The following is an 18,006-nucleotide window of genomic DNA, read 5'->3' as shown; positions in this document are numbered from 1 at the left end:
TTCACTTTAACAATGTAGCGTTTAACCGCATGCAGAAGATTAAAACGGGTATTAATTAAGGCAGCTGTTCGTAATCTACGAAAATAGCGCTATGGTATAATTTTAAGAAAATGACGAATTTTAAGGAGATGTTTTTATGGCATTACGTGATTTTTTCATTTCATTATCTGAAAACCAAACTCTTACTAATGCAGCGCAGCAATACGGTTTAAAATTGGGTGCACAAAGCGTTGTTGCAGGGACAACTATCGAAGAAGTAATCGAAAGTATTCGTAAATTAAACGAGCAAGGGATTTCTTGCACTGTTGATAACTTAGGCGAATACGTTACTGATGAGTCAGAAGCAACACAAGCGAAAGAAGAAATCTTAGCTATGATCGAAGCCATTCAGGTTGAAGAATTGGATGCACACATTTCCTTGAAACCTTCACAGCTAGGGTTGGATATCGACATTGACCTCTGCTACGACAATTTATATGAAATTGTGGAACGTGCCCATGAATACGGCATTTTCGTCAATTTTGACATGGAAGATTATAAGCGACTTCAGCCTTCATTCGATATTGTGGAGGAACTTGCAAAATCGTTCAATAATGTAGGAACAGTCATTCAAGCATACTTCCACCGCGCAAAAGACGATATTGAAAACTTTAAGGATTTCCGTCTACGGGTTGTAAAGGGTGCCTATAAAGAATCGGAAGAAGTAGCTTACCAGGATAAACTTGATATTGATATCAACTTTATCGAGCTGATTGAATATCATTTAGCGCACGGACATTTTACATCGATTGCCACACATGACCACAATATTATTAAGCATGTGAAGTATTACATTGAGCAATATGATATTCCGAAAGAAAAATTTGAGTTCCAAATGCTTTACGGGTTCCGTAAAGACTTGCAGCTGGAACTTGCACGCGAAGGCTATCAAGTATGTGTATATGTACCATATGGCAAGGACTGGTACGGCTATTTCATGCGTCGCTTAGCAGAACGTCCACAAAACATCAGTCTCGTCACTAAACAAGTGTTCAATAAAAAGACAAACACTTTACTGGCAGTAGCAGCGGGAGCATACCTTCTCGGGCGATTAACGAAAAAGAAATAAAGGGCTTACCTCAATCAGAAACCCCCTCATTTTGTTCACAGACAAAATAAGGGGGTTTATTTAGTACTTAAATTAGTTTGAGGCTCAATTACATCTTCTTTTTATTCCAGCCTTTTTCTTTGAAGCGTGCGATTGCTTCAATTCGATTACCTACACCAAGTTTATCAAGTATGACAGAAATGTAGTTTCGTACTGTACCTGCCGATAAATAAAGTTCTGCGGCAATTTCCTTTGTCGTTTTCCCTTCCGCAACAAGTTCCAGCACTTGGCTTTCCCGTTCTGTGAGCGGGTTTTCACTATCATCTTCATATACAAAATCCACTAGCTCCGGTGCGTAAATGCGACGCCCATCCATAATGATCCGAATGGAATTGACAAGCTCCTCAATCGGACTGTCCTTCAATAAATAGCCGCGCACTCCCGCTTTTCTAGCACGTTCAAAATAACCTGGTCGCGCGAACGTCGTTAAAATAATGATTTTACATTCGCTTCCCCTTAACGCTTCGGCAGCATCCAGCCCAGTTTTGATCGGCATTTCTATATCCATAATACAAATATCCGGATTTAATTCTGTTACCATTTCAATTGCTTCTTCACCGTTTTTTGCAAGGCCGACTACTTCCATATCCTCTTCCATGCTGAGCAATGATTTCATCGCCCCAAGCAGCATTCCTTGATCTTCAGCAATTACAATTCGAATCATTTCACGTTCTCTCCCTTTTGATGCGTGATCGCCAACGGTATTTTCAGCACGACCGTCGTCCCTTCATCGCTCTCTATTTCAAGTGAACCATTGATAAATTCAATACGCTCCTGCATCCCTTTTAAGCCATTTCCACCGAGTAATGTATTGGAGTATTCAAAGCCAACCCCATTATCCTGAATCGTCATTTTGAATTCATCATCACTTTGATAAAAGCTAATACGGCAAATCGTCGCTTTACTATGTTTGACGATATTTGTAACTGCTTCCTTCAAGCACATACTAATAACATTTTCCGCTAAAATCGGCATTTTGATTTCACTTTTATCTCCATTTAACCGCAGTTTAATCTGTGCAGCTTTTAATATTTGTTCCACACGATAGAGCTCTTCTTCCACCCTTACTGCGCGCATGTCGGCTACAAGCTCACGTACTTCTTTTAGCGCGACGCTCGCAGTTTGGCGAATATCCTTTATTTCTATAATGGCTTGTTCCGGACTTTTCTCAACCAGTCGTGCTGCCAAGTCACTTTTTAAACCAATCATGGAAAGTTTTTGACCAAGTGTATCGTGTAAGTCGCGTGCAATACGCTGACGTTCTTCAATAACCGTCAATTCTGAAATACGTTCCCGCGCTGTTTCCAGCTCACCCTCCAGGTTTTCCCGTCGCGTTCTTGAAAAGAGCGTAAACGGCAACAGCACAACACCCAGCACATTAATAATAATAAATGGTGTTTGCGATAAAAATAAGTCAAGGAAGATGAAGTAACCCCCGACAATCGAAAGAACGGTAAAGCCTATATGTAAGCCATACATAATATAAAACCCAACTGGCTGTTTAATATTACCGATGAAAAACGCGGTAAACAATGCCAAATATACGTAGCCAAATACAAGTGTCATTGCGATATTCAGCAACATTTGAAAGCTGATCCACATATACTTCAGTCCAGGTCTAGCACTGAATGAAAAATAATGACACAAGAAATAACTAAAAATTAAAGTGATCCCTAAAATAATCTGCCATAATGTGAACGATTGTATAATGAAGAAAAATGGCATAATACAAAAGATTATCCATATATAAATACTCAACATCGGACTTTTCGGGATGATACTATACCATGTTTGCATAATTGCCTCGATTCTCTTTTTACCTATATTCTATAATAAAACAGGTACCTCAAGCTATAAATTGAGGTACCTTAATTTTTGTATAAAGTTAGTTCGCAACAGTTCGGTTACGCGATCTCTCAAGTTCTGCCGCTTCTTTAAATGTAATAAAGCGGTAATTGTCGGCATCGTATAATTTGTAGCGAATTGATTCTAAGCTTGTCTTTAATGTAATCGTCGTTGCCTGTTGAAGCGGCTTGATTGACTCATGTGCATCTTCCAGCTTATAGTTCGGTACACGCGGTGACAAATGGTGTACGTGGTGGAATCCGATATTTCCTGTAATCCATTGCAGTACTTTCGGTAATTTGTAGTATGAGCTTCCTTCTACTGCAGCTTTTACATAATCCCACTCCGAATCAACTTCAAAGTATGAATCTTCGTAAGTATGCTGAATATAGAACAGCCAAATCCCTAATGAACCTGCAATAAACAATGTTAAACCATGTACTAATAAGAATGTTGACCAACCAAATATTAAAATAAGGGTTGTACAAATAACTAATAATGCGATGTTATTGAAATACGTGTTTAAGCGCTCTTTACGCTTTGCATCTTTACGATTGAAACGATTCAGTATAAGTACCATAAATAGTGGTCCTAAACCGAACAGGACAATCGGGTTACGATATAAACGATAACCTAAACGACCTAATTTTGACTTTTCAAGGTATTCATCAACTGTCAGCATATCGATATCGCCAATCCCGCGCTTATCCAAGTTTGAACTTGTCGCGTGGTGAATCGTATGCTCGCGTTTCCACTTTTCATAAGGGAACGATGTCACAATACCTGTAATATTTCCGATAATGGCATTCGCCTTTTTGCTTTTGAAGAATGAACCGTGTGTACAGTCATGGAAAATAATAAATGCACGAATAACAAATCCTGAAGCAAGGATACTACATAATGCCGTATACCAAGGAGAGTACTGGAGCAATACATAACCTGCTCCCCAAATTAATACAAGTGGTACAAGCGTATTTAATATTTGTTGAATACTAAGTCGCGTTTCTGATTTTGCAAACGGCGCAACATCTTTTCTCAGCTGCTTTGTTTTATCTGCATGTGTGCTTACCATGTGTCGATCCCTCTTTTCACAAAATTATTAACCTCATCATATAAAAAGAACGAACATGATAAAACGCTCAAACATCATATATTTTTTATGACAGATGTCATATGACCTGGTAACAACTCGAGTACCCTTTAACTTTCCCGGGGATTTTCCGGACCATCCAGATCTAATTGATAAAACACTAAATCCAGCCATTTCCCGAATTTATAACCGGCATTGCGGATTGTTCCGCTATATAAAAAACCGAATTTCTCATGTATTTTAATACTGGCGATGTTTTCTTTATCGATACATCCAACCATTGTCTTTATACCTTTTGTATTTGCTTCCTCTATAATTGCGTGCATCAGTTTACTGGCAATCCCTTTTTTATAATGATTTTTATGCACGTATACTGAATGTTCTACTGTATAAAGGTTTGCTGGATAATCACGGAAACTTCCATACGTTGCATAACCCGCTACTTCACCATCTTCATCAAATACGAATAGCGGATAACCTGAAGCCTGTTTTTGTTCAAACCATCTTAAGCGGTCTTCCAATGTTTGTTCCTTGTACATGTAAATCGCTGTGGAGTTTAGGATATTATCATTAAATATTTCCAAAATCGTCGGTATATCTTCTTTTGTTGCGCGTCGAATCATCATCTTTTCCTCCTAAAGGTTGCAAAACCGCCTTACCTTAAATAAGGTAAAGCGGTATTTTTGAATCAATTATACATTAAAATAGCGTGCATCCGGGTGAGCAAACACAATCGCCGATACACTTGCTTCCGGCTCCATCATAAAGCCTTCCGTTAAATGTACGCCAATTTTTTCCGGTTTCAATAGAGAGAACAGTTTTTCCTGGTCTTCCAAATTTGGACATGCAGGATAGCCAAAGCTAAATCGTTGTCCTTGGTATTTCGCTGCAAATCGGTCACGCATCGTAAAGTCCGTTGCATCCGGGAAGCCCCATTGATCACGGATTTCCTGGTGAATACGCTCCGCAAAGCCTTCCGCAAGTTCAAGTGCAGTTGCTTGTAATGCATGGCTCTCCAAGAACTTGCCTGCTTGTTTCAGTTCTTTTGCTTTTTCGCTTACCCCTTTACCCGCCGTTACGACCATTAATGCAATATAGTCCATTTCACCACTATCAACCGGCTTTAAATAATCCGATAAACATAAATATGGTGCAGCTTGCTGGCGCGGGAATGTAAAGCGTTTAATTTCCGTTTTTGCATCTTTCGGACTGTACACGACAACATCATCACCATCGGATTGTGCAGGGAAGAATTGATACATTCCTGAAGCACTCAATCCACCGCTTGTTAAATAACCATTCACTAAATCGTTTAATAAAATTGCGCGGTCATCCTGATCTGCAAGCAATTGCTCCAAGTTTCCTTTAAGCCCTAAATGATGCCCGATCAATGTACGCATATTCACATACGGGTGTAAATGCGCTACCGAATAATCCGGCTTAATATGCGGCACTAGATCTTTCGGCTTCCAAACAGCGGTATCTCCCACTGTTCGAACCGGCTTTTCTAGTACTGCCACTGCCGGACGTGCTGCACGCTTCGCATCCGATTCCACACGTTTTTCTCTTGCATCACGCAATTCTTCTATTAATACATCACGCTCATTTGTATTCATTAAACGATTCGCCTGTTCCAATCCTTGCATTGCATCTTTTGAATAGATTACCGGTCCATCATACTGATCGGCAATTTTCGTCTCAGTAAAGCGACGTGACAATGCCGCGCCTCCTACTAATATCGGAATATCAATACCGGCTTCTTTAAAGTCTTGTGCCGTAATGACCATTTGCTGAGCCGATTTTACAAGTAAACCTGACAAGCCGATAAAGTCGGGTTTTTCTCTTCGAATTGTTTCAATCAGCTGTGCAGGTGTTACTTTAATCCCTAAATCTACAACACGATAGCCGTTATTGCTTAAAATAATGTCTACCAGGTTTTTCCCGATATCATGGACATCGCCTTTTACCGTCGCCAATACCATTGTTCCTTTATTGGCGCTCGTATCACCCTTTTCCATAAACTGCTCTAAATGAGCTACAGCCGCTTTCATGACACCGGCACTTTGTAGCACTTCCGCTACAATCAACTGGTTTTCGTTAAACAGCTTGCCGACTTCCGCCATCCCTGCCATTAATGGTCCGTTAATAATATCAAGCGGTGTATCGAACTTTTCAAGAGCTGCATTTAAATCTTCAATTAACCCTTCCTTCGTACCTTCCAATATGTAATACGCAAGGCGTTCTTCCACTGTCGCCGGCAATTCTTTCACAACTGCATCCTTCTTTTTATCACGGTAAAAGTCAGTAAATACAGCGAGTGTTTCATCATTTGTATTGAAGATTAAATCGTTCGCCAGCTTGATTTCTTCTTCAGGAATCGATGCATAGCGCTCCAGTTTTTCAGTATTTACAATCGCATAGTCCAGGCCTGCCTGTGTACAGTGATATAAATACACCGCATTCAATACTTCACGCCCAACTGGCGGTAAGCCGAACGAAACATTACTTACACCGAGCACCGTTAAGCAGCCAGGTAAATGTTCTTTAATGAGGCGAATTCCTTCGATTGTTTCCTCAGCGGCACCAATATATTGCTCGTCACCTGTACCTACCGGGAACATTAACGGGTCAAAGATAATGTCTTCTGCTGACATGCCCCATTTTTCTGTTAAGAGCTTATAAGAACGCTTCGCAACTTCAAGCTTTTGCTCACGTGTAATAGCCATTCCAGTTTCATCAATCGTACCGACAACAAGCGAAGCCCCATATTTTTTCACAAGTGGCATAACAGCATCGAAACGCTCTTCTCCATCTTCCAAGTTAATCGAGTTAATAATGGCCTTCCCTTGTGAAAACTTCAGTGCGACTTCCATTACTTTTTCATCTGTAGAGTCAATAACTAGCGGCACTTTAACTTTTTTCACAACTTCCTGCATGAAGTTTTTCATATCTTCTACTTCATCACGGTCAGGGTTTGCTAAACAAATATCGATGACATGTGCCCCGTTTTTAACTTGTGCACGCGCAATTTCCGCAGCTTCTTCAAATTTGCCGTCAACAATCAGGTTTTTGAATTTACGAGAGCCGATAACATTCGTACGCTCCCCGATAAATAACGGACGCATAGATTCGTCGTATTGCAATGGCTCGATACCTGATACGACATGTCCGTGTGTTACATCTTTCGGCTCACGCGGTTTATAGCCATCTACAGCTTCACGGATCGCCGCGATATGTGCTGGCGTTGTACCACAGCAGCCGCCGACGATGTTTAACCAGCCTTTTTCTGCGAAGCCTTGCAGTTTTTTCGATAATGAATCCGGCGTTTCATGGTAGCAGCCTTCCTCGTCCGGTAAACCGGCATTCGGATAACAGCTAATATAGCCGTTCGAAAGCTCCGCCAATGAACGGATATGATCGGTCATAAATTCCGGACCTGTCGCACAGTTCAGTCCGACAGACAATGGTTTAATATGCTCGATTGAAATATAAAATGCTTCGATTGATTGCCCGGCAAGCGTTGTTCCCATTGGCTCAATTGTCCCTGAAATCATGACAGGCAGCTCTTTGCCGAGTTCTTTAAATGCACGGTGAATGGCAATCGTTCCCGCTTTAACATTGAGCATATCCTGGGAGGTCTCCATTAAAAGCAAATCCGCTCCCGCTTCGATTAGTGCTTTTGCCTGGATATAAAAGTTTTCTTCCAGCTCTTCAAATGTTATACCGCCTGTTACCGACAATGTTTTTGTCGTAGGGCCGATTGCACCTGCGACAAAGCGCGGCCATTCCGGTGTCGAAAACTCCTTCGCTGCTTCTAGTGCAATTTCAACCGCCTGCTTATTAATTTCTACCGCTTTGTCCCCTAGGTCATACTCATCCAGAACAAGCGGTGTTCCGCCAAACGTATTTGTACAAATAATATCAGCGCCTGCAGCTAAATATTCACGGTGAATTTTGCCTAAAACATCGGGTCTCGTAAGTACCAGGTTTTCATTACAACCGTCTAAGTCTTCCCCGCCAAAATCTTCATATGTTAGGTTTTCTGCCTGAAGCATCGTCCCCATGGCACCATCAATGATAAGTATTCTTTTTTGTAATTGCTCATGAATTGGGTGATTATACATTCGACTGAACTCCTTTACTTTCCACATCATATTGTTTTACATAGTCCATTAATTCCAGCGTCATATCATAGCGTAAAAACGGTGTAATTAAATAAATACCATTAAAATATTTGCATGCCGTATCGAGCAGCTCTTTCGCAATTGCGATTCCTTCTGCTGCCGATGCTTCCTTGTCGTCCCCGCAGGCAGCCATACGCGCAAGTACTTCATCGGACAATTTAATGCCCGGTACTTCATGATGTAAAAATTCCGCGCTGCGTGATGAAGTAAGTGGCATAATCCCGATATAAATCGGTGTTTCCAAATTCTTAGTCGCCTCATAGATTTCGATAATCTTTTCTTTCGTATAAACCGGCTGTGAAATAAAGTAATCTGCACCATGCTCGATTTTCTTCTCTAAACGGGCAACAGCACGATCCAACACACGGACATTCGGATTAAAAGCAGCGGCCACCGAGAAATTCGCCTGTTTACGGAGTGACTTCCCAGTAAAAGAACCACCTTTATTTAACTGCTTAATTAAGGAAATGAGCTCCATTGACGAAACATCATATACGCTCGTCGCTCCCGGGAAATCCCCCACTTTTGTCGGGTCCCCTGTTACGACCAGAATATCATGAAGCTCCAACGCATCAAGTCCCATTAAATGTGACTGAAGCCCAATTAAATTTCGGTCACGGCACGTTAAATGCGGCAATGAACGAATTCCGTGCTCTTTTAAAATAGCGGCCATCGCGATATTGCTGATGCGCGGCGAAGCAAGTGAGTTATCAGCCATCATAATGACATCGGCTCCCGCTTTTGCCAGCTGTTTTGCCCCTTCGACAAACCCATCGATTTCCAGGTGACGCGGTGTATCCAGCTCAACAATAACAGAGCGTTCACGTTTTGCTTTTTCGTGGAGCGGCTCTTGTTTACGTGGCTCCGGAATACGGACGAATTGTGTAGACCTGTGTTTTTCTTCCTTCGTTTCGATTGGCTGCATATTCGCCAAACGTTTTTTTACGGCTGCAATATGCTTCGGTGTCGTCCCGCAGCACCCGCCAATTAAACGGACTCCTTGGTTTACAAGTTCAACGGCTGCACGTGCGAAATAGTCGGTTTCCGATTCATAGACAACACGACCATCTTCAATATCTAATAATGATGCATTTGGGTAAGCCGATAGAAAGGCCTTATTCGGTAAATTGACTCCTTCAAATGCCTGAATCGTATGGAAAGGACCTAATCGGCAGTTACTCCCAACAATATCCGCACCTAGTCTTTCTAAATCCTGAAGTGCTTCATTTAAAGACATTAAATTTTGAAGGACACCCGGCTCCTGCATTGTCACTTGGGCAATGATCGGTAAATCAGTCATAGAACGTAATAGATGGACACAATGCGATAATTCTTCAAAATCGTAATACGTTTCCAGTAAGAATCCATCTGGTTCACCAGCTAGTAATACTTCCGCTTGTTCTTGGAACGCAGTTAAAATTTCGTCTAATGTCGCATCACTTTTTCGGATTCCACGAATACCACCGATTGTCGCCAGCACATATTGTCCATCCAGGGAAGCAGCACGCTTTGCAATTTTTAACGCAGCTTCATTAAACTCCTTAACACGATTTTCATAGCCATAACGTGCAAGCTTAATTCGGTTGGCTCCGTATGTATTTGTCTGAATAATATCTGCACCCGCCGCAATATATTCACTATGAATTTTTTCTATAATATCAGGACGTGCAATATTCATCTCTTCATGACAATAATCCAATCCATATGAATAAAGAAGTGTTCCGATTGCCCCGTCTGCTGTTAAAACCCGTGTTTGTAATTCTTCAAGTAAACCCATTGCCTTCACTCCATCATTTACAGTATTTTCAGTATATTAACGATACAAAAAAGCCTTCTTTCATTAAATAAAAGAAGGCATAATAGTTATCAACTTAATCCCTTCTCATCTTCTGGCATTTGCCACTGGATTTAGCACCTGACTTAACGTTGGTTGCTGAAGTTTCATCGGGCCAGTCCCTCTACTTCTCTTGATAAGAAAATAATATGAATTTTTAAAATAATTAAATGAATCATAACGTTATCTAATACTTCCGTCAATACCCTTTAGCCGAATGAAGTATTTCTTTACATAATTCGACTAATAATTTGTTCAGCTGTTTTTTTTCCATTTAAAATACAGGCACCGATTCCTACTCCGAAATAGGCACATCCCGCTAATAGAACATTCGGGTAATCATTTGCCAGCTGCTGTATAACTTCCGATAATGCTTCATTATGCGCCAAATCATAGCGGGGCATTTGGTCAACCCACTTTGTTACATTGACGACTGTCGGCTCCGCTTCAACACCTAAGCTAACACGTATATCTTCCAATGCAACTTTCGTAAGTTCTTCATCAGACATAACAGCCAACTCTTCATAACGCGGATTAATATTTTTATAAAACAGGCGAACAAGTAAATTACCTTCCGCCGATGTATGTTTCCATTTACGGCTCGTCCATGTTGACGCATTGCAAACTAAATCACTATTATGCGAAACTATAAAGCCTGTACCATCTGCCGGTAAAATATCATCCGGTACATCAAAGCCCAAATACATCGTTAAAGCAGATGCCGTCGTGAACTTTTTCAACTGTTCTTCCAGTGAGTCATCCTGTATGACATGACGTACTGTTTCATTTGGAACAGCCAATACAACAACATCCGATAAAATTATTTCTTCTTCCAGCACGACTTCATATTGCTCTTCTTTTTTACGGATTTGCTTTGTTACTGTATTTTTCATGAATTCAACTTCCGGCAGCTGTTCCTCTAAGCGATCGATCAATGCCGATAAACCTGAGCGGAAAGAAATAAACTTCTTATTCGCAGCTTTTTCAAATTGCTCTCGATGTGCTTCGAATCCTTTAATAATCGATCCGTATTTGTTTTTATAGTCCACTAAATAAGGCAATGTGGATGCCAGGCTTAATTGATATAAGTCGCCTGAATAAACACCCGCTAATACAGGGGCAATTTGCTTGCGGACAATTTCTTCCCCTAAAAAATACTCCAAAAACGTACCGATCGAGCTTTCTTTTGTAAATTTAGTATTCGGGATTTCTAAATCTTGAAGTGCTCTCTTCTTTCCTTCTTCAGAAATTAACGTACTCGACATGAGTGATTCCACACTCATCGGAATACCGAATGTCGATCCTGCCGGAATTGCATGGAGCTCATTATTCGTATGAATGTAAGAAATTCCTGTTTCGTTATAGACAAGCTCTGATTCAAAATCAAGCTCTTTTACAAGCTCTAAAACCCCTGGATGGCGAGCTACAATTGAGTCAGCCCCCGTTTCCATAATAAAACCTTTATCCTTTTCGGAATGAATTTTCCCGCCTAAATATGCGTTCTTTTCAATCAGTATTAACCGTGCTTCCACATTTTGCTCATGCATTTTATTTTTCAAATAATGCATCGTACATAGCCCGGTAATCCCGCCACCTACAACTACTACTGTTTTCATATCCATTCTCTCCTATTTCGTTCGCTTCTCTTTTATAAGTATAAACTTTTTTATGCGAAATATGGTCAGTGGGGTATTACAATTTATAGAACCACATAAGAAAAACCATCCTACCAAAAAACTATGTTAGGATGGCCTCTTAATTTATTTATAAGATAGTTGCTTTGTTAGGGAAATAATTTCTGCTTCCAAAGACGTGGAGCGTTTATCAAAATAACGTATACGTTCACTACTGCGATTTTCTAAATGTTTATTTAGATCTAACATATTCACTGCATCGCTCGCAAACAGTTTTAAAGTACGAACACCAGACTCAATTTTCCGAACTTCTTTACCATATATAAGTGCGGTATTATCTGCTGTTTTACCCTTCTTCAATTCCAAAATATTAGTATTGATAAGCTCATCAATCTGATTGTAACGTTTGATTTGTTTATCCGTCATCATTTGGATTTTTTGCTTGTATTTAACAACATCTTTATGATCTAATCCTGTTTGGACATAACTTTTTAAATATTCAACGATTGTACATAGCGTCGTCAGATTCTCTCTCTGTTCTAATAGCATTTGTTGTAGTTTTTGAATACTATCCTCATTGTGTTCAGAAGAGAATTGATGGACTGCAAACATAAACATGGAAATTCCCCCTTCTTAATACTTTCCCCTTATAATATATTTCCTATTTCTCACTAAAATTAAACCTATTTTTCCCCATGAAATGGGTCTAAATTATGACAGGGAAATAGGAAATTAAAACTTTTATTGTCTCTATCACATTATTATTCATATATATCGTTATTTAGAACTATTAGCTTTTCCCGCCACTTGGATGCTTCAGCTGCATCCGTCATCTCATAGTAGCTTAAAACTTTTTTTGTCGCTTCTAAATCACCAAGTAAACTTGCCTTTTTATAGTAATGGGTTGCTTTTTCGTTATCTTGGGTTACACCATAACCATATTCATAGCAGTAGCCGATATTAAATGTTGCATCGACATGAAACTGTTCACTCGCTTTTAAAAACCATTCCAACGCTTTTTCGTTATCTTGCTGTTGCCCTAGTTCTCCTGAAAAATAAATCATACCAATGCGATACATTGCCTCGACATCTTGCTGTTCTGCACTGCGAGAATAATAGGCAAAGGCCTGTGATTCATCACATTCGGTTCCCAATCCTTGTTCATACATCATTCCGAGTGTAAACATCGCTTCAGCGACACCTAATTGCGCAGCTTTCTTGAACCATCTGAGCGCTTGTTGTTCGTCAACTGTTGTTCCTTCACCGTTCAAATACATATCTGCTAAATTATTCATTGCAGCACGGTGACCTAATTGTGCAGCACTTTTGTAGAGTAAGAACGCCTGATGCTCGCTGCCTTTTTCACCAAGACCCTCAAAATAACAGTTTCCTAGTTCATACATAGCTTCACTATTTTGCCGCTTACTTGCCTTATCTAGCAAGTCGTACATTTCGTCATATTGTCCATATTCTTTATATAACAATGCGATATTAACAATTGCCTGCTCGTCCCCATAAATTGCCGATTCAAATCGTTCAAGCCACTTTTTCTCATGCTCGATTTCATGTTGTTTCAGCCAGGTTTTAAATTGATTGTGCTCCATATTATTCACTCTTCTCTTTGCTGAAAATAATCCAGTAAGTATTGTTTAAATTCGGATACTGCTGGAGGCAAATAACGATTTTTCGCCCATGAAACACAGACTGAGCGATAGCAGGGCGGATCTAACTTCAAACGTTTTACTTTATAATGATCAAGCCCTTTAATATTCGGTATTACGGATATACCCATTCCCGCACCGACAAATCCTGCTACTGTATGCATTTCTTCAGCAGCGAATGTTGTGTTTAACACAATGCCCCGCTCTAAAAAAAGCTCATCCACTAATTGACGGAGCGAATTCCCCTTTTTAATCGCAATAAATGGTTCATTCTTTACTTCCTCAAATTTGACAGCATCTTGCTGTGCTAATCGATGTGTTGTCGGGACAATAACAAACAGCTCTTCCACAAATAATTCTTCTGTTTCTATTTCAATTACTTTTGATTCTATTTTTTGCGATAGGCACAAATCGATGGCTCCTTCTTCAAGCCGCTTTAATAGGCTTAATGAAGTCGCCTGTGTCAAAGAAAATTGCATATTCGGAAATGCCTCACTTGTTGAAGCAATCAGTTCCGGCACAATCTCCATACCGAGTGTATGAATAAAGCCAAATGATACTTCTCCAGAACCCGGTTTGATAATATCTTCAAATTCTTCTTTAATACGATCGTATTCATCCAAAATGACATTGACACTTTGCAAGAAAAGCTCGCCAAAACGGTTCAGATAGATGGATCTTCCTTCGCGGTTAAAAAGTGGTACTCCCAAATTTTGTTCAATGTTCGCGATGGACTTACTTAACGCCGGTTGGGAAATCGCTAAAACTTCTGCCGCACGTGTCATATGTTGCATTGTAGCAACGGTTTTGAAATATTGAAGCTGTTCAATCTCCATTTTACATACCTCACATCATTCATAACTTTTTTGCATCGAAACAATAAAAATAATAAATTGTACTTATATATTAATACCTTTATAATAGTCGATAACAAGAGCTTTTCATAACAAAATTATTTTAAAATTTCAAGCATTTTTTTGAAGATATATAAAATTGACATAAAAAAAGGGGTCTAATTGACAATGAAACTCATCGCGCCGAAACCTTTTACAATTGAATCCGGGAAACGTGCTGTTTTATTACTGCATGGCTTTACCGGCAATACAAATGATGTAAAACGTTTAGGAAAATATTTAGCGGATCGTAACTATACAGTACATGCACCATTATATAAAGGCCATGGTGGTGGCCCTGACTTATTAATTCAATCACAACCCGCTGAATGGTGGGACAGTGTTATAGAAGGCTATGATGAATTGCGTAATCGTGGCTATGATGAAATTGCGGTAGCAGGTGTTTCTCTCGGCGGCATATTCTCTTTAAAGCTTGGTGAAGAACGTCCGACAAAAGCGATTGTTACAATGTCTGCTCCAGCAACAGCAAAATCAACAGATAGTTTACAAAATCGTATTATTGACTATGCTATTAACTATAAAAAGTTATCAGGCACTTATGATGAGACAGTTGATAGCCGTAATAAAATTGCTGAACTTGTAAAAATGCCTTCATTAAACTATTTACAAAATATGATTAACGAAACAAGTGAAAAACTTAATGTTATCCAAACACCAGTCCACATTTTACGTGGCTTGGAAGATGATGAATATTATTGTGAAAGTGCCGACTTAATTTATAGTTCAGTAAATTCACGAATTAAATCAGTTAAAACTTTCATTAATTCCGGACATATATTAACATTAGGTAAAGAACGTGAATTAGTGTTTGAAGAAATTTACCGTTTCTTTGAAGGGTTAAAGTGGAAAGAATAATCGTTAGCCCACTTTAGCTTATACATGACATTGTGTCCCCTTGCAAAAATCCCCGTTTTTGCAATGATATAGACGAGTTTGCTTTTGTTTACTCGTCAGCAAAAAACGAGCGTTAAATGGATCCCCGTCCATTTAACGCTTGTTTTTTTATTTTTCATTTATTGCTAGCACTAAAATTTTCGCCACTTGAGCACGTGTTACATTGCCTTTAGGTGAAAATGTTGTAGCACTTGTTCCCTGTACTACGCCCGTATCATATAAAAATGTAATTGCTAACTGTGCTTCACGATCATAGTTCGCAATATCATGGAAAGGTGCCTGTTTTGCAGGTATATATTGCTGACCTGCTTGAACAGTTGAAAGACGCATTAGGATCAATGCTAACTGTGAACGTGTAATTTTACCTTGTGGATTAAAATACCCGTTATTTTCTTTTATTAAGCCAGCTTCATATGCAGCGGCAATTCCATTTTGAGTTTGCTGTGCATAATGACTAATATCTTTAAAAGGGGCTTTGTTTGTTGCAGTTAATCCAAAGGCCCGTGAAATGACAGATATTACTTGAGCACGCGTCATGTTGGCATTCGGCTGGAATGTACCATCCTCATACCCATTCATAATACCTTTTGCATAGGCAACATCAATATAATCTTTACCCCAATGGTTTTGAATATCAGTAAATGGCACTTTAACAATCTCGCCTTCCGTAGGATCTTCTTCTGACTCTTTCATCAAGGCATTCAAATAATCATTCATCATCGCATCTGCTACAACTTGATAACCCGCTTCACTTAAATGAATATTTTTAGGGTTCGGTAAATACGTTTTTGCATCCGTAGCGATCTGTGCAGCTACTTCAGTAAATATGCCACCATTATTTTCTACAATACTCTTCATTGAATTATTCAAAGTCGTTACTAGCATGCTTAACTGTTTTTGAACTGCCGGATCTTCGATATATGGAAACGGATTGTAAAGACCCATCACAATCATATCAACTTCGGGATTAATTTTATAAATGCTGTCGAAAATCTTTTTATAATTCACTGATACATCCTGAATGCTCTTAATAACACCTGCAGTATCAAAGCTAAATTCACCGGATTCAGAGCGATTTACATTTTTCAAAATATCATTTGCTCCTACACTCAATGTAATTAGGTCTGCCTGTTGTATTGCATCCTTGATTGCTACTGTCTTTTGCGAAACACCATTTAAATCGTATATAGGCTTAGTTACGTTTTCTTCAATACCCTTTAACACATCGACTGTTGTAAATCCTGGATAAGAAAACCCTTTATTGAATATAACTTCACTTTTCTGCTCTTGATAATTTTTAGCAAGTAAGTCTGCATAACCAAAACCAATCTCACCGTTTTCATTCATTCCCGCTGCCAGCGAGTCACCAAGTGCTACATAATAAAGCGACTTACTTTCATCTTCTGCCTGCACTATATTTGTTAATGGTAAAACGAGTTGTAAAACCAGTACTAATGTCAGTAATACCGAAAATTTCTTCATCCAATTCCCCCTTATTTTGGAACCCTTCCATATTATAATTTATGAGTTATTAAAATACAAAATATTATTAAAACAAAGAGGTTATGCCTGAAATACTACTTTCACATATATTAGAAGATCAACTTTTGGAGGATAGAAAATGATTTCAATTAGCTTATGTATGATTGTCAAAAATGAAGAAGCCGTGATTGCCCGCTGCTTAGATTCGGTAAAAGATTTAGTGGACGAGATTAATATTGTGGATACGGGATCTACAGACAATACAAAAGAAATTGTACAACAATACACAAATCGAGTGTTTGATTTTAATTGGATTGACAACTTTGCCGCAGCACGGAATTTTTCATTCCAGCAAGCAACGAAAGATTATATTCTTTGGCTGGATGCAGATGACACTCTTACCATTGAAGAACATGCAAAGTTTAAATCACTAAAAAATACTCTCGATCCTGAAACCGATGTCGTCTCAATGAATTATTATTTAAGTTTTAATGATGATGGAAATATAGCTTCTTTAATAAGAAGAAACCGCTTAGTAAAACGCGAAAAAAACTTTCAGTGGATTGGGGCTGTACATGAATATTTAGAAGTTTACGGAACAATTTTAGACAGTGACATTGGGATTAGTCACCTCCCCCTTTCCCACGATACACATCGCAATATTGAAATTTATAAGAAGTTGATCCGTGATGGAAAGGAATTATCACCTCGCGATATTTATTATTATGCAAATGAACTTAAAGACCACCAGATTTATGAAGAAGCCATTTACTATTATGAGCAGTTTTTAACTACAAATTTAGGTTGGGTCGAGGACTGTATTCAAGCTTGTTATAAACTCTCTGATTGTTATGCAGCTATTAAAGATGATGAAAATAAAATCACTTCTGTTTTGAGAAGTTTTGAGTACGATATCCCCAGACCTGAAGCATGCTGTCGATTAGGCTTTCACTTTATGGAACAATCCAAAAACAAAGCAGCGATCTATTGGTATAAGCAAGCGTTAACAGTAAAAATCCCGCCTAATTCCCCTTTTAAAAATAACACCTATACTACATGGCTCCCTCATCTACAATTATGCGTCCTCTATGACCGGTTACAGCAATACGAGTTAGCATATTTCCACAATGAAAAAGCAAGAAGTTTCAAACCAAATGATGAAAGAATACTGTTTAACCAAAAGTACTTTAATAAGATTTTAAAAAATAACCATTCCTTAGAACCTTAAAATGGAGTTGTCTTATTTAAATTTTTTAAGAATCTGCATTTTAAAATATTGCTGTCTTCAATTTTACTGTTCTAATATAAACCTCTTTTACAA

At 39.0% G+C, this 18,006-nt stretch carries 14 protein-coding genes and 1 riboswitch; of the genes, 3 read left to right on the top strand and 11 right to left on the bottom strand.

What is annotated here, in order from left to right; genetic code table 11:
• Positions 1-136 precede the first annotated feature (136 nt).
• Complete coding sequence (locus AC6CH1_RS18865; protein ID WP_498318815.1) at positions 137-1,108, top strand: proline dehydrogenase family protein; 972 nt, start codon at positions 137-139, stop codon at positions 1,106-1,108.
• 88 nt (positions 1,109-1,196) lie between these two features.
• On the opposite strand, the gene AC6CH1_RS18860 is transcribed toward AC6CH1_RS18865, so the two are convergent.
• The 10 genes from AC6CH1_RS18860 to AC6CH1_RS18815 all read right to left on the bottom strand — a co-directional run bounded on the left by AC6CH1_RS18860 (position 1,197) and on the right by AC6CH1_RS18815 (position 14,231).
• Entirely contained in the window at positions 1,197-1,811 is a 615-nt protein-coding gene (locus tag AC6CH1_RS18860) for a response regulator transcription factor (RefSeq protein ID WP_065216319.1), read from the bottom strand.
• Positions 1,808-2,944 carry a sensor histidine kinase gene (locus AC6CH1_RS18855; protein WP_427714274.1) on the bottom strand — a complete coding sequence of 379 codons (1,137 nt, stop codon included), beginning with the start codon at positions 2,942-2,944 and terminating at the stop codon, positions 1,808-1,810. Before AC6CH1_RS18855 ends, AC6CH1_RS18860 begins: the two co-directional genes overlap by 4 nt.
• An 88-nt stretch (positions 2,945-3,032) precedes the next feature.
• Entirely contained in the window at positions 3,033-4,064 is a 1,032-nt protein-coding gene (gene desA, locus AC6CH1_RS18850; RefSeq protein WP_498318812.1) for a Delta(5) desaturase DesA, read from the bottom strand.
• 128 nt (positions 4,065-4,192) lie between these two features.
• Positions 4,193-4,705 carry a GNAT family N-acetyltransferase gene (locus AC6CH1_RS18845; protein ID WP_498318811.1) on the bottom strand — a complete coding sequence of 171 codons (513 nt, stop codon included), beginning with the start codon at positions 4,703-4,705 and terminating at the stop codon, positions 4,193-4,195.
• A gap of 69 nt (positions 4,706-4,774) precedes the next feature.
• On the bottom strand, positions 4,775-8,206 hold the full coding sequence (metH, locus tag AC6CH1_RS18840; RefSeq protein WP_498318810.1) for a methionine synthase: 3,432 nt from the start codon (positions 8,204-8,206) through the stop codon (positions 4,775-4,777).
• Positions 8,199-10,043: a bifunctional homocysteine S-methyltransferase/methylenetetrahydrofolate reductase gene (locus tag AC6CH1_RS18835; protein ID WP_251691695.1), complete on the bottom strand. Its 1,845-nt coding sequence runs from the start codon at positions 10,041-10,043 to the stop codon at positions 8,199-8,201. Before AC6CH1_RS18835 ends, metH begins: the two co-directional genes overlap by 8 nt.
• Positions 10,044-10,145: 102 nt before the next feature.
• A riboswitch (SAM riboswitch) is annotated at positions 10,146-10,243 on the bottom strand.
• Between the two features lie 87 nt (positions 10,244-10,330).
• On the bottom strand, positions 10,331-11,716 hold the full coding sequence (hemG, locus tag AC6CH1_RS18830) for a protoporphyrinogen oxidase (RefSeq protein WP_498318808.1): 1,386 nt from the start codon (positions 11,714-11,716) through the stop codon (positions 10,331-10,333).
• A gap of 144 nt (positions 11,717-11,860) precedes the next feature.
• Positions 11,861-12,352: a chemotaxis protein gene (locus tag AC6CH1_RS18825; protein ID WP_251691691.1), complete on the bottom strand. Its 492-nt coding sequence runs from the start codon at positions 12,350-12,352 to the stop codon at positions 11,861-11,863.
• Positions 12,353-12,495: 143 nt separating this feature from the next.
• The gene (locus AC6CH1_RS18820; protein WP_498318807.1) at positions 12,496-13,338 is read right to left on the bottom strand and encodes a tetratricopeptide repeat protein; all 843 of its coding nucleotides are present in this window, start codon (positions 13,336-13,338) and stop codon (positions 12,496-12,498) included.
• Positions 13,339-13,343: 5 nt separating this feature from the next.
• Complete coding sequence (locus tag AC6CH1_RS18815) at positions 13,344-14,231, bottom strand: LysR family transcriptional regulator (RefSeq protein ID WP_498318806.1); 888 nt, start codon at positions 14,229-14,231, stop codon at positions 13,344-13,346.
• Between the two features lie 186 nt (positions 14,232-14,417).
• Between AC6CH1_RS18815 and AC6CH1_RS18810 the strand changes: the two genes are divergently transcribed.
• Positions 14,418-15,164, top strand: coding sequence for an alpha/beta hydrolase (locus AC6CH1_RS18810; RefSeq protein ID WP_340733395.1), 747 nt, complete (start codon positions 14,418-14,420; stop codon positions 15,162-15,164).
• A gap of 147 nt (positions 15,165-15,311) precedes the next feature.
• On the opposite strand, the gene AC6CH1_RS18805 is transcribed toward AC6CH1_RS18810, so the two are convergent.
• The gene (locus AC6CH1_RS18805) at positions 15,312-16,685 is read right to left on the bottom strand and encodes an S-layer homology domain-containing protein (protein ID WP_498318804.1); all 1,374 of its coding nucleotides are present in this window, start codon (positions 16,683-16,685) and stop codon (positions 15,312-15,314) included.
• Between the two features lie 139 nt (positions 16,686-16,824).
• On the opposite strand from AC6CH1_RS18805, the gene AC6CH1_RS18800 reads away from it, so the two are divergent.
• Entirely contained in the window at positions 16,825-17,913 is a 1,089-nt protein-coding gene (locus AC6CH1_RS18800; protein WP_498318803.1) for a glycosyltransferase, read from the top strand.
• The last annotated feature ends 93 nt before the right edge of the window (positions 17,914-18,006 follow it).

Source organism: Solibacillus sp. GQ1 (genome assembly GCF_059758555.1).
The sequence above is the reverse complement of the archived record's forward strand: the minus strand, read 5'-3'. Positions and strand labels throughout refer to the sequence as shown.

Excerpts from the sequence above, each read along its gene's own strand:
- hemG (WP_498318808.1), bottom strand. The coding sequence starts at position 11,716 with ATGAAAACAGTAGTAGTTGTAGGTGGCGGGATTACCGGGCTATGTACG.
- AC6CH1_RS18825 (WP_251691691.1), bottom strand. The coding sequence starts at position 12,352 with ATGTTTATGTTTGCAGTCCATCAATTCTCTTCTGAACACAATGAGGAT.
- AC6CH1_RS18835 (WP_251691695.1), bottom strand. The coding sequence starts at position 10,043 with ATGGGTTTACTTGAAGAATTACAAACACGGGTTTTAACAGCAGACGGG.
- AC6CH1_RS18855 (WP_427714274.1), bottom strand. The coding sequence starts at position 2,944 with ATGCAAACATGGTATAGTATCATCCCGAAAAGTCCGATGTTGAGTATT.
- AC6CH1_RS18865 (WP_498318815.1), top strand. The coding sequence starts at position 137 with ATGGCATTACGTGATTTTTTCATTTCATTATCTGAAAACCAAACTCTT.
- desA (WP_498318812.1), bottom strand. The coding sequence starts at position 4,064 with ATGGTAAGCACACATGCAGATAAAACAAAGCAGCTGAGAAAAGATGTT.
- metH (WP_498318810.1), bottom strand. The coding sequence starts at position 8,206 with ATGTATAATCACCCAATTCATGAGCAATTACAAAAAAGAATACTTATC.
- AC6CH1_RS18860 (WP_065216319.1), bottom strand. The coding sequence starts at position 1,811 with ATGATTCGAATTGTAATTGCTGAAGATCAAGGAATGCTGCTTGGGGCG.
- AC6CH1_RS18820 (WP_498318807.1), bottom strand. The coding sequence starts at position 13,338 with ATGGAGCACAATCAATTTAAAACCTGGCTGAAACAACATGAAATCGAG.
- AC6CH1_RS18810 (WP_340733395.1), top strand. The coding sequence starts at position 14,418 with ATGAAACTCATCGCGCCGAAACCTTTTACAATTGAATCCGGGAAACGT.
- AC6CH1_RS18805 (WP_498318804.1), bottom strand. The coding sequence starts at position 16,685 with ATGAAGAAATTTTCGGTATTACTGACATTAGTACTGGTTTTACAACTC.
- AC6CH1_RS18845 (WP_498318811.1), bottom strand. The coding sequence starts at position 4,705 with ATGATTCGACGCGCAACAAAAGAAGATATACCGACGATTTTGGAAATA.
- AC6CH1_RS18800 (WP_498318803.1), top strand. The coding sequence starts at position 16,825 with ATGATTTCAATTAGCTTATGTATGATTGTCAAAAATGAAGAAGCCGTG.
- AC6CH1_RS18815 (WP_498318806.1), bottom strand. The coding sequence starts at position 14,231 with ATGGAGATTGAACAGCTTCAATATTTCAAAACCGTTGCTACAATGCAA.